The organism is Novosphingobium sp. B1 (assembly GCF_900176395.1).
Taxonomy (GTDB): domain Bacteria; phylum Pseudomonadota; class Alphaproteobacteria; order Sphingomonadales; family Sphingomonadaceae; genus Novosphingobium.
The window spans coordinates 162,380-173,799 of the sequence record NZ_FWXL01000001.1; the positions used below are offsets into that span (position 1 = coordinate 162,380).

The 11,420-nt window shown below is 63.8% G+C and carries 14 protein-coding genes, 1 tRNA gene and 1 pseudogene; 7 read left to right on the forward strand and 9 right to left on the reverse strand.

The annotated features are described in order from the left end of the window. Window position 1: 1 nt before the first annotated feature. From B9A23_RS23170 to B9A23_RS00860, 6 genes and pseudogenes are all read right to left on the reverse strand, one after another. A pseudogene (locus B9A23_RS23170) lies at window positions 2–172 on the reverse strand (DsbC family protein); the annotation flags it as partial. Further along, window positions 94–504: a hypothetical protein gene (locus B9A23_RS22130; protein WP_139797272.1), complete on the reverse strand. Its 411-nt coding sequence runs from the start codon at window positions 502–504 to the stop codon at window positions 94–96. The pseudogene B9A23_RS23170 and the gene B9A23_RS22130, both read right to left, overlap by 79 nt. Next, window positions 497–1,246, reverse strand: a complete 750-nt coding sequence (locus B9A23_RS00845; protein WP_084276809.1) for a type-F conjugative transfer system secretin TraK — start codon at window positions 1,244–1,246, stop codon at window positions 497–499. The genes B9A23_RS22130 and B9A23_RS00845 overlap by 8 nt, the downstream gene beginning before the upstream one ends. Next, window positions 1,246–1,818 carry a type IV conjugative transfer system protein TraE gene (locus B9A23_RS00850; protein WP_084276811.1) on the reverse strand — a complete coding sequence of 191 codons (573 nt, stop codon included), beginning with the start codon at window positions 1,816–1,818 and terminating at the stop codon, window positions 1,246–1,248. The genes B9A23_RS00845 and B9A23_RS00850 overlap by 1 nt, the downstream gene beginning before the upstream one ends. Before the next feature lie 13 nt (window positions 1,819–1,831). Next, window positions 1,832–2,119, reverse strand: coding sequence for a type IV conjugative transfer system protein TraL (gene traL / locus B9A23_RS00855; protein ID WP_084276813.1), 288 nt, complete (start codon window positions 2,117–2,119; stop codon window positions 1,832–1,834). A 28-nt stretch (window positions 2,120–2,147) separates the two neighbouring features. Beyond that, a complete protein-coding gene (locus B9A23_RS00860; RefSeq protein WP_084276814.1) occupies window positions 2,148–2,477 on the reverse strand; it encodes a hypothetical protein in 330 nt (109 codons plus the stop codon). Between the two features lie 353 nt (window positions 2,478–2,830). On the opposite strand from B9A23_RS00860, the gene B9A23_RS00865 reads away from it, so the two are divergent. Together B9A23_RS00865 and B9A23_RS00870 are read left to right on the forward strand one after the other, a co-directional pair. Next, window positions 2,831–3,298, forward strand: a complete 468-nt coding sequence (locus tag B9A23_RS00865; protein ID WP_084276816.1) for a hypothetical protein — start codon at window positions 2,831–2,833, stop codon at window positions 3,296–3,298. A gap of 66 nt (window positions 3,299–3,364) precedes the next feature. Continuing rightward, the gene (locus B9A23_RS00870) at window positions 3,365–3,556 is read left to right on the forward strand and encodes a helix-turn-helix transcriptional regulator (RefSeq protein WP_084276818.1); all 192 of its coding nucleotides are present in this window, start codon (window positions 3,365–3,367) and stop codon (window positions 3,554–3,556) included. Between the two features lie 299 nt (window positions 3,557–3,855). Here B9A23_RS00870 and B9A23_RS00875 read toward each other — a convergent pair. Next, window positions 3,856–3,932, reverse strand: a tRNA-Pro gene (locus B9A23_RS00875). Between the two features lie 215 nt (window positions 3,933–4,147). Between B9A23_RS00875 and yajC the strand changes: the two genes are divergently transcribed. The 3 genes from yajC to secF are packed head-to-tail and all read left to right on the forward strand — an operon-like array spanning window position 4,148 to window position 7,106. Further along, the gene (gene yajC / locus B9A23_RS00880; RefSeq protein ID WP_084276820.1) at window positions 4,148–4,477 is read left to right on the forward strand and encodes a preprotein translocase subunit YajC; all 330 of its coding nucleotides are present in this window, start codon (window positions 4,148–4,150) and stop codon (window positions 4,475–4,477) included. 27 nt (window positions 4,478–4,504) lie between these two features. Next, window positions 4,505–6,112, forward strand: a complete 1,608-nt coding sequence (gene secD, locus B9A23_RS00885; RefSeq protein ID WP_084276821.1) for a protein translocase subunit SecD — start codon at window positions 4,505–4,507, stop codon at window positions 6,110–6,112. A gap of 16 nt (window positions 6,113–6,128) precedes the next feature. After that, window positions 6,129–7,106: a protein translocase subunit SecF gene (gene secF, locus B9A23_RS00890; RefSeq protein WP_084276822.1), complete on the forward strand. Its 978-nt coding sequence runs from the start codon at window positions 6,129–6,131 to the stop codon at window positions 7,104–7,106. A 36-nt stretch (window positions 7,107–7,142) separates the two neighbouring features. Here the strand turns inward: secF and B9A23_RS00895 are convergent, their stop codons facing one another. Together B9A23_RS00895 and B9A23_RS00900 are read right to left on the reverse strand one after the other, a co-directional pair. Then, on the reverse strand, window positions 7,143–8,330 hold the full coding sequence (locus B9A23_RS00895) for a glycosyltransferase (protein WP_084276823.1): 1,188 nt from the start codon (window positions 8,328–8,330) through the stop codon (window positions 7,143–7,145). A 1-nt stretch (window position 8,331) separates the two neighbouring features. Then, window positions 8,332–8,904, reverse strand: coding sequence for a helix-turn-helix domain-containing protein (locus B9A23_RS00900; RefSeq protein WP_084276825.1), 573 nt, complete (start codon window positions 8,902–8,904; stop codon window positions 8,332–8,334). Between the two features lie 109 nt (window positions 8,905–9,013). On the opposite strand from B9A23_RS00900, the gene B9A23_RS00905 reads away from it, so the two are divergent. Both B9A23_RS00905 and B9A23_RS00910 read left to right on the forward strand, forming a co-directional pair. Then, on the forward strand, window positions 9,014–9,487 hold the full coding sequence (locus B9A23_RS00905) for a DUF6456 domain-containing protein (RefSeq protein ID WP_084276827.1): 474 nt from the start codon (window positions 9,014–9,016) through the stop codon (window positions 9,485–9,487). Window positions 9,488–9,597: 110 nt separating this feature from the next. After that, on the forward strand, window positions 9,598–11,415 hold the full coding sequence (locus B9A23_RS00910; protein WP_084276829.1) for a DUF885 domain-containing protein: 1,818 nt from the start codon (window positions 9,598–9,600) through the stop codon (window positions 11,413–11,415). Window positions 11,416–11,420: the final 5 nt, after the last annotated feature.

Below are 11,420 nucleotides of genomic sequence, written 5' to 3' on the forward strand. Positions count from 1 at the left end.
ATTATCCTTGGGGTTGAGTGGGGGAGAGGAAGGCGCGCAGCGCGGCGGCGTCGCGGTAACCCTCGAGCACCGCGCCGTCGGACGGGCGGACGATCACCGGAGTGCCATTGAAGCCGTGGGCCTTGGCAAAGGCCTCGTTGGCATCGAGTCCGCGGGTGTCGCAAGGAGCCGGATTGGCGAGCGCGAGCCCGGAATAACCGCGCCCAACTGGTTGCCGTAGACGGTCGTGAACTCGCGCTGCGACAGGTTGCGATTGACCAGGCTGGCGGTCTCGATTGTCTCTGCGTCGCCTTCCTGATGCACTTTCTTCGCGTGATCGCTCCCGAAGATGATCCAGCTGGTGCCGACAAGGATCACGGTCGCGATTCCCGCAAGCAGCATCCGCTGGCGCTTGGCGGTGCGCTCGTTGAGCTGCCCGACGCTGCTTGGCTCGTGGCCCTCGCGCTCTGCGCCGGTCGCGCTCTTGCCGCCGCCCTCTGCCTGCTGTGATGCCTGATCAGTCATGACCCTGCTCCGCGTTCGGGCCGACGAGGTAGGCCGTGGTGGCAGCGCCGGGTTCGAGCGTGGGCCGGGCGATTGACACCGCGAGCGCACCTGCGCCTGCAAGATCCTTTTCGGCCACCGTCAGCGGCTTGGTTCCGCGGTTGGCGAGACGGATGACTTTCCCTGCGAGCGCCGCGCCGCGATATTCGGCGATCAGCTGGACTTCGAGCGCGCCGATCCGGCTTGGCAGCGCGGCAGGCTGGCTGATCTCGAAGCCTTCAATCGTCTGCTGGCCCGCCATGGCCTGAACGAGGCGGACAGCGGCTTCATCCTGTCCGGTCTGGCCCTCCCAGCGGCCCGCGTCGCCCTTGGCGAGTGCGGGGTTGGTGATGAACACCTGGGCGGCTTCGATCTTGTCGATCGAGCACGAGAACTTGTAGACGTAGCCCGCCTTGGTGGTGGCGAAGAAGCTGATCCGATTGGCGGCGAAAGTCTCGGGCACCGAGACATAGATGTCTCCGCGCACCGGCTCGTGGGTCACCGCGAAATCGTTGTAGGGATAGCCGCTCGAGATCTTCGAGACCGAGGCGAACTGGTCGCCGATCAGCGCGAAGCGGGTGAGCTCGCGCGCCGAGACCGAGCAGGCAACCGTGCCGCCGTCGGCGCTCTCCTTGAACTGGTCGGCTAGCGCCGGGCTGGCGAGCGCCAGCAGCGAGGCGGCGAGCGCAATTGCTGGGCCGCGCCGTTTGCAGCGAGAAGGCATCACTTGGACTCCTTGTTTGTGTCTTCGGTGGAAATCTGGACGAATCCGGAAAGGCCGAGGCGCAGGCCCTGGTAGGTCCAGCTGAAGCGGAACCGCCGCTCGTCGCTGCCGATTACTGTCGCGCCGACGAAGGTCTTGAGGGTGCCCTTGACCTCGGAGGTGAGGGCGGCGGGATCGACCTTGATCTCCTTGATCACGAAGGCCTGCGTGACGTCCGAGCCGCGCTGCTCCTCGACGATCTTCATCAGCTCGCCCTTGAGCGTGCCGTTTGCAGCGGGATCGGCGAGCTCGAGGATCTGGCTCATCCAGTAGTCGAGCCCTTCGGGGCTGCGGTTGAGCAGCATCAGCGCGGCATCGCGGGTGACGAACTCCATGTACTGCGCGGACACCCCCGCGCTCGACACGGTGAGCGGTGCGCGGACGGTCGGGACCAGCACGACCTCACGGTCGCGGGTCGCGGCGAAACCGCCGGCAACAACGAGGGCGACGGCCAAGCCCGCACTAGTCAGCGCGAACAGGTTGCGCTGCCTGAGCAGCGCCTGGCTGCGCTCGTGAGAAATCTGGACAAGCATGGTGTGTTTCCCCTCAGCCGGCGAGCAGTCGGCAGTGGGAGGGCGGCGTCATCTTGAGGCCGGTGAGACCTGCAGGCAGGTGCCAATAGGCGGCATGGATTATCCAGGCCCAACTGCGGCCTGCTTTGGCCTTGCGGAGCGCAAACCAGGCGGCGGAGCTGAGAATTATGCCGATAAAGACATGCTGCGCGAGGATCCCCCAGGTGAAGGGGAGGATCATCCCGGCGAACTCGTCGAGGGTCCAGAAGCCGATCAGCTCCGGGTCGTCGAGCCGCCGAGGAATGATGTACCGGTCGCTCATGATTGTTCCGCCCTCCCTTGGCTGACCGTCAGATGACCGCGGTGACCACCGAGGTGACGATCGGCACGCCGGTCCCGACGCCGATGCCGACCCCGACCGGGACCGCGATCTGCGCGAGGGTGAAGCGGCCCGAGGCAAGCCCGATCAGGCCGCCCGCAAGGCTGAGGACGGTGATGATCTTGCCGCCCGAACCTTCGAGGAAGTCGGTGAACTTCGCGAGGGCGGGCGCGAAGGTCGTGTCGGCGCCGGCATAGGCCGCACTGGCGGCAAGCGCGCCGATCGCGACCGGCAGGGCCAGGCTGGCAATCTTGCCGAGGCGGGTGCCGCGGCGAATGGAGGGGAGGGCGGTGGCAGTCATGAGAGGTATTCTCCGCTTGGGGGTTACAGCGTTCGTTCGCTGTATGTTCTTAATGCGGAGGTACGCGGCTGTAGGAAATGGGAAGCGTGTTCCTCGACCAAATTGGCAAATCAATTGTGGTTCCCGGTGGTCGGCCGTTGGCGCTTTGCGCGTTTCGAGGCCGGAAGCGCGCAGCCAATGCGCGACGAAGCGCGTCACCTGTGCACCAGCGCGCGAATCACGCGCACTGGTGCGCAGCCCGAGTCGGTTGTCCCGTTATGGAATTCCTATGAGTTCTGTGTTTGTTCTTTTTACTTTCCTACAGACTGCGCACGGGGCTAGCTCGATGCTTCTCTAGCGAGTCGAGCCCCCTTATGAGCCACGCTAATCTCGATCTCACTGCGCGGGTCGTCCGGCTGCTCGACCGTGCAGTCAAAGACAGTGGCAAGCCAGTTTCTGAAATCGCGCGCCTTGCCGAGATGAAGCGCGACAGCCTGCGCCGCTCTGTTGCCGGAGAGCGCGTCCCAACTTTGAGCGAAGTGTTGCGCATACTCGAAGCCTGCGAGCATGCCGGCGAGGAAACGCTGCTGCTTCTGCTTCTTGTCGGAGAGGATTTCGCGCTTTCATATCGGGGCTCGGCACCGGCTAGATTCCTGGGCGAGCTGTTCAAACGCGCCCCAGCCGAGATCATCGAGCAACTTGGTGAGCTTGCGAGCGAGCTCCGGCCACGTTGGGCCAACGGAACGGCCAAGCTTCTAGCCCGGACACTTGAGCAACATATTACGGATCTGAACCGCAGGGGCGATGCGATTGGAGATCGGATCGCCCACGGCTCACCGTGATCCTCACCCTATTGCGGACAAGGACCTGCACGATGTTGCTCTCCAGATTGGTTCGGTAGAAACACCATGACTATCCAGGAACTCCTCACCTGCCAGGAAGTGATGCAGCTAACCGGGATTCGGAGCCGAACGACCATTTGGCGGCGCATCCAGAGAGGCGCGTTCCCGGCTCCTTTGGACTTTGGATCCGGTCGCTTGCGGTGGAAGTCCATAGACATCTCTGACTGGGTCAATTCATTGCCAAAACGGCGATACTGAAACCGCCGCATCTCAAGTCCGTCCTGTGAACGCGCGCCGCAATCAGCGCTGCGCATTCAGCCTCGCAACTCACAAGATGGCTGCTGCACGGGCCGCTGGTTCAGCGGCCGACTTTGCATCCAGAAGGTGCAATTGGAGGGCCGTTAGGTCCGCCGCAGGAGGCCGGGCTGCCGGTTCCACCGATGCAAATGGTTGCAATTGGCTGCGCTTTGTTCCGCATGGTTGCACCACCAGTGCACCACCAGTGAAATTTCACCGCGCCATATGGGGCGAAAACAGCTGCTAAGTATTTGAAAAATTGGTCGGGACGAGAGGATTCGAACCTCCGACCCCCACACCCCCAGTGTGATGCGCTACCAGGCTGCGCTACGTCCCGACCGGAAGCGCGCCTATAGGCACCACTTTTCGTGATGGCAAGCGCCTGATTGGCGGGATGTGCAAAGTTCGCGGCGTGCTCGGCTGCAGCGGCTTCATTGCCTTGCCCCGGGCAACCTGCTAACCGCGCCGATCAAGCCAACCGGGCCCGGTTTCTTTGCGGAAATGCGATGTGTCCGGTTGTATTACCCAAGTCGCGATCCCAGAAACGGACCCATGATGCTTAGCACTCTTTCTGCCGCCGCCGCCAATGCCGGCCAACCGCCTGCCTGGATGAGCTTCCTGCCGCTGGTGGCAATGGGCTTCATTTTCTGGTTCCTGATCCTGCGGCCGCAGATGCGCCAGCAGAAGGAGCACAAGGCCAAGATCGCGGCGATGAAGAAGGGCGACATGGTTGTGACGGCCGGTGGCCTGATCGGGAAGGTGATCAAGCTCGACGACCATTACGCCGAACTGGAGCTTGGCCCCAATGTGAAGGTCAAGGCCGTGCGCGCGACGATCGGCGACATCGTGCCGCCCGCCGGCTCTGCGCCCGCCAACGACTGATCCTCTCCAGCAGAAAGCACTGCGCACATGCTTGATTTTCCGCGCTGGAAAGTAATCTGGCTCTGGTTGGTGACGATTGTCTGCGTTGCCGCGGCCATTCCCTCGCTTACCTCGACCATGGGCCTGACGTGGCCTTCGTCCTTGCCCGAGCCCAAGATCAACCTTGGCCTCGACCTTGCCGGCGGCAGCCACATCCTGCTCGAAGCCGACCCTTCGCAGGTGCGCCAGCAGCGCATCGAAGGCATGGAGGAATCGGTCCGCAACAAGCTGAAGCAGGATGGCGGCAATATCCGCATCAGCGACATCTCGAATCGCGATGGCGCACTGACCTTCGTCGTCGCCGATCCGTCGCAAGTCGATGCTGTTCGCGAAGCGGTCCTGCCGCTGACAAACGGTGCTGGTCTTACCGGACAGCGCGACTGGGACATCAACGTCGTCGACGGCAATCGCTTCGTGCTCAAGCCGACCGAGGCCGGGGTCAACCAGGCGGTGACCCAGGCAATGGATACGGCGGTCGAGGTGGTGCGCAAGCGCATCGACGCTCTCGGCACCAAGGAGCCGACGATCATCCGTTCGGGCCCGACGCGCATCGTCGTGCAGGTGCCGGGTCTGCAGGATCCGCAGGCGCTCAAGAACCTGCTGGGCCAGACCGCCAAGCTCGAATTCAAGCTGGTCGACACCTCGGCGCTGCCTTCGGACGTGGCGCAGGGGATCGCGCCTCCGGGCAGCGAGATCGTGCCGTTTGTCAGCCCCGCAGAAGGTGGCGGCGTGCCCTCGATCGCGGTGAAGCGCCTTGGCGGCATCCGCGGCGATCAGTTGACCAACGCGCAACAGACCAACAATCAGCAGACCAACGAACCGGTCGTCAACATCACTTTCAACACCGATGGTGGCGCCAAGTTCGCGAAGCTGACGACGCAGAACGTGGGCAAGCAGTTCGCTATCATTCTCGATGGCAAGGTCCTTTCGGCCCCGACGATCAACGAGCCGATCCTGGGCGGCAGCGCCATCATCTCTGGCCGCTTCACCACCGAAAGCGCCAATGCCCTGGCGATCTCGCTGCGTTCGGGCGCGCTGCCGGTTGACCTCAAGGTCGTGGAAGAGCGCACCGTGGGTCCCGATCTCGGCGCGGATTCGATCCGCAAGGGGATGATCGCGATGGGCGTCGGAACGCTGGCGCTGGCGATCTTCATCCTGGCGACCTACGGCCGCTTCGGCGTCTATGCGAACCTCGCCGTGATCATCAACGTCCTGATGATCCTCGGCATCATGGGCATCATCGGCACCACGCTGACTCTGCCGGGCATTGCCGGCTTCGTGCTGACAATCGGTGCTGCGGTCGATGCCAACGTGCTGATCAACGAGCGCATCCGCGAAGAGCGGCATCGTGGGCGCAAGGTCGTGCAGGCCGTGGAACTTGGCTACAAGGAAGCAAGCCGCGCTATCTTCGATGCCAACATCACCAACGTCATCGCGGCAGTGCTGATGTTCGCGTTCGGGTCCGGCCCGGTAAAGGGCTTCGCCGTCGTGCTGATGATCGGCATCGCCACATCGGTGTTCACCGCCGTGACGCTGACCCGCCTCTGGGTGGCGCAATGGCTGCGCCGTGCCCGCCCGACCGAAATTGCTCTTTGAGAGGAGGACGAATACCATGAAACTCCTCAAGCTCGTCCCCGACCATACCAACATCCACTTCCTCAAGTGGCGCGTGCCGTTCTACGTGATCAGTATCATCCTGATGGCGGCGTCATGGGGCCTGGTCCTGACCAAGGGGCTGAACCTCGGCGTTGACTTCATCGGTGGCCAGATGATCCGCGTGACCTTCGAGCGCAGCGCCGAAGCGCCTGTCGCCACGTTGCGCGAGGAAGTCGGCAAGCTTGGCTATGGTGAGCCGATCATCCAGCGCTATGGCAAGCCGAACGAGATCTCGATCCGCATGAAGCTGCCGGAAGGCGCCGGGCAGGAAGCGGCGCTGGCTGACAAGATGGCCCGCACCATCACGGCCGACATCAAGCAGAACCATGCTGATGCCCGCATCGATGGCGTCGATTCGGTCTCGGGCAAGGTGTCGAAGGAACTGGGCTGGGACGCGTTCAAGGCGCTCGGCCTCGCTTCGCTGGCGGTTGCGGCCTACATCTGGTTGCGGTTCGAATGGCAGTTCGGGGTGGGCGCACTGTTCGCGCTGGTCCACGACGTGACGTTGACGCTGGGCTTGTTCGCGATAACCGGCATGGAGTTCGACCTGAACATCGTGGCGGCCCTCCTGACGCTGATCGGCTATTCGCTGAACGATACGATCGTGGTCTATGACCGCATCCGCGAGAACATGAAGAAGTATCGCCGGATGCCGATGCCGGAGCTGCTCGACCTCTCTGTGAACGAGACGCTGCACCGCACGATCGTCACGTCGCTGTCGATGCTGATTACCCTTGTAGCGCTGCTGCTGCTTGGTCCCGATGTGATCTTCGGCTTTACCGCCGCGATCACGCTTGGCATCTTCGTCGGCACCTACAGCTCGATCTACATGGCGGCACCGATCCTGATCTGGCTGAAGGTCAACCCGAACAGCTTCGTTCCGACAGAAACAGCGCTCGAGAAGCAGGAGCGGATGGCGCGCGAAGGCGCCTGAGGCTTCTCGTCCGGAAGAAGATTGCGGCGGCGGAGCTTAGTGCTTCGCCGCCGCTTCTGCGTATATCCCGGCCAGTTCCACTGCATTTGCCTGCCAGCTGAAGCGTTCGGCAGTGGCGGCGACGGCATCCTGGCTCGGCGGGTCGCCAAGAAGATCGACGATGGCGCGGGCAATGTCCTCGCTCGTGCGCGCGACAATGCGGCCTGCGCTGGGTGACTGGACCACTTCGCGGGCGCCGCCGACATCGGGAATTACCACCGGCGTGCCGCACGCCAGCGCCTCTATCCAGGCGTTTGCCAGTCCTTCGCGCTCGGACGGCAAGACCATGGCGTCGGCCGCGCAGAGCAGATGGGGCAGGACATCGTGATCGACTGCGCCAAGAAACTGCACGCGGTTTGCAAGGCCGAGCTGATCGACCAGACGCCGCAGCGCAGGCTCGTCGGCTCCGGTGCCGGCAATCACCAGCCTGATGTCTTCAGGAAGCAGCGGCAGGGCGCGGATCGCCAGGGCCTGCCCCTTGATCGCCAGCAGCGCGCCGACGCACAGCAGCAGGCGACCCTCGGACCAGACCTGCACGCCTGGCAGGGCTGAGACCAACTGCCGAGCGGCAGCGCGATCGAGTGGCCGGAATCGCGTGCGATCAAGTCCGGTGTAGTGGACGCGGATTCGCTCTTCGGGCATGCCCATCGCGGCCATGTCACGCGCGAGAGCGCAGGAGACAGCGAGCAGCACCGAGGCTTGATGCGCGGCCGCGAGCATCTGGCGTCGGGCGAGGGATTTCTCGCCCCACAGATGAATGTCCGAGCCACGCGCCTTGATCGCGAGCGGCAGTCCCAGGGCTTGCGCCACTTTTGCCGCGGCAGGTCCATCGGGATAGAAGAACTGCGCATCGACCATGTCGAACGGTTGTTCGGCGTGAAGCTGGCGGGCGAGCGGCAGAATGGCGTGCGCAATCAGGGACGGGTTGATCGGGCCTGACAGGCCGGGCACGAGATGGAAGCGAGGGTGATGGACCGTGATCTCGCCCTGCAGTTCCACGCGCGGTATCGCCTTGAGCGCGGCATAGCGCTTGAGCGGCAGCGGCGGCTGGCCGATCGGATTGACGACAGTCACCTGCCAGTCCCCGCGTGCCGCCAGCGCTTCCATCTGGCGTGAAACGAAGCGACCGAACCCGGCCTTTCCCGGCGCGGGATACAGGGTCGAGATCGATAGCAGGCGCTTCACGTCAAAGCTTGCGCACGAGCATTTCGGCCACGCCCAGCCACGCCGGACGATCGATGATGACCTGGCGTTGTCCCACGCCCGGCGGCAGGAGGGCAACGCGCCCCTCGCGCCGGTCGATCAGGCGACCGAACGCGAAGCGGCCTCCCGGGCGGGGAGCAAGCACGTCGCGGTTGAAGGCACGTGCGAAATCTTCAGGGTCAATCTGCCGCAACCACACCTGGTCGCCAGCGCGATATTCACCGGCGCTGGCCTCGACCGCCATGGCCATGAGACGGGCCGAACCATCGAGCGTCACCGGCAGGATGGCATCCATAGGCTTGGCAAGAGCTTCAGCGCCTGCGGCAGCAAGACGCGCCACCATCCGGGCAGGGGCGTCTTCCTCGGCCTTGACCAGCAACTGCGGATCCACCCCCAGCGCAAGCCCGATCCGGTTCATCCAGGTGAGCGAAAGGCTGCGCGTGCCTGTTTCCAGGCGGCCGATGGTCTGCGCGGTGGTGGGAGGCGCACAGCGTGCGGCAACATCGGCCAGCGTCATGCCCTTTTGCCGCCGGATATCGCGGATTCTGTTGATCATGGCCCCGATCCTTTAACCGCAACGGTGTTTTTTTGCTTTCCTACAAAGTGACCGGCAAGGCAAGAGCATTGATGGTTCCTGAAATGTTCCGGTAAAGGGGGAAGTTTTCATGGCAAATCGGCAGCTTGTGACGCGCGAGATAACTCCCGAGGGTCCGCGGCGTGGTGGCGGCGTCCGACAGGGAGGCAGGACGGTAACGGTCAATCTGGCGGAAAGCCCGCTGACGTGGTTGCACGCGCGCGGTCACCTCAGCGACCGGCAGTTCGATGCCGGGGAGCGACTGCGCAGCGATTTCGAGCGCGCGCAGATCGCGCCGTCGATCACGATGCGTTGGGATGCCGTTCGGACGCCCAGCACCGCCGACCGCGCTCTTACCGCAGGCGAGGCCCAGATCGCGGCGCGCGCGCGCTTCGATGCAGCGATCGAGTACGCGGGCAAGGGCCTGTCCGACATACTCTGGCGCGTGGTGTGCGCTGGCGAGGGAGTGCCGGCGGCGGAGAAGGCGCTGGACTGGCCCGTACGTAGCGGCAAGCTCGTTCTTCGCATCGCGCTTGATCGGGTTGCCGACTTCTATCGGCTGTAGGCGTTCGTGACGAAGCATGTCCGATGGTAACGGTTGCAACAAAAGGCTTTGCCCGGGGCCAGTCGATCTGGCACCTCCCGCCATCCACATCACAAGGGAGTTGTTGCCAGATGCCCATCCTGCTCAGCCGCCGGACCTTTGCCGGCTCGGTCGGCGCGGCCACGGTCGCGGTTGCCATGCGTCCTGCCATGGCCTTTGCAGCGAGTGGTGAGGACGCAAGGCTCGATGCCCTGTTCACACGCATCTTCGACAGCCAGCTGCGGCTATCGCCGCAAAGCGCGACCTCGCTCGGTCTCGACAAGGGCGCGCTTGCCGGCTTGCGTTCGCAATTGACGGATTCGAGCCAGGCGGGGCTGGCGCGCTCGGTTGCCAATACCCGCAGCGCGCTGGCCGATCTTGCGCGCATCGATGAGTCGGCGCTTTCGCCGTCGATGAAGCTCAATCTTGACGTTGTGCGCTATCAGCTCGAGCGGCGGCTGGATGGTCCGACGCTGGGCGTCGATAGCCCGCAATCGCCCTATCGCATGACGCAGCGCTTCTGTGCCGCGTTCAATGTGCCCGACTTCCTCGATTCGACGCACCCGATCGAGAGCGCTGCGGACGCCGAGGCCTACCTGCTCCGCCTCTCGGCGCTGAGCAAGGCGATCGATGATGACATCGCGGTGCAACGCGAACAGGCTGGGCGCGGGATCGTGGCGCCGCAATGGTCGCTGGACCTTGCTTTGGTGCAGTTGCGCAAGCTGCGCACACCGGCTCCGGAAGATTCCTCGATGGTGGCGTCCCTTGTCCGCCGCACGGCAAAGAAGGGCATTTCCGGATCGTGGCAGCTGCGAGCCGAGGCGATCGTGCGCAATGCCATTTACCCGGCGATCGACCGCCAGATCGCTCTGATCGAGCAGTTGCGGCCACGCAGTTCGGCGGGTGACGGAGCGTGGCGCATCCCGCGTGGCGACGAGATCTATGCCGCGGCCTTGCGCCAGGCCACCACGACCGAGTTCAGCCCCGAGGAAGTCCACCGCATCGGGCTCGAACAGGTTGCCGAAATCTCGGCGCAACTTGACCTTGTGCTCAAGGCGGCGGGCCTGACGACCGGGACTGTCGGGGAGCGGCTGGCAGCGCTGAACACGCGACCGGAGCAACTCTATCCAGACAGCGCGCAGGGACGGGCTGACCTGATCGCCAGCCTCAACGCCGGTGTTGCCAAGATGAACGCGCTGCTGCCCCGGGCGTTCGCAACGCTGCCCGACCAGCCCCTCGACATTCGTGCAGTGCCGGTAGAGATTCAGGACGGCGCGGCAAACGGCTATTACTATTCGGCAACTCTGGATGGATCGCGTCCGGCGATCTACTGGATCAACCTGAAGGAAGTGTCTGACTGGCCGAAGTATTCGCTACCATCGCTGACGTATCACGAAGGGACTCCGGGCCATCATCTGCAGATCAGCCTGGCCCAGAAGTCGGACAACATTCCGCTGATCCGCAAGACCGGAGGCTTCTCGGCCTATTCCGAGGGCTGGGCGCTCTATTCCGAACAGGTTGCCGATGAGCTGGGTGCCTATGACGGGATCGAGAAGGCCGGCTATCTCCAGTCGTTCCTGTTCCGCGCGTCGCGTCTGGTGGTCGACACCGGACTTCACGCCAAGCGCTGGAGCCGCGAGAAGGCGACCGACTACATGGTTGCCACTACCGGTTTCACCCGGCCGCGCACCCAGCGCGAAGTCGAGCGGTACTGCACCAACATCGGCCAGGCATGCAGCTACAAGATGGGGCACATCGCCTGGTTGCGCGCGCGGGAAAAGGCGCAGAAGACCATGGGCGACAAGTTCGACATCAAGCAGTTCCACGAAGTGCTGCTTGATGGGGCGATGCCGCTTTCAATCCTCGAAAAGCGGATCGAGGAGCGGACGGCGGCGGCGATGAAAGCCTGAGACAG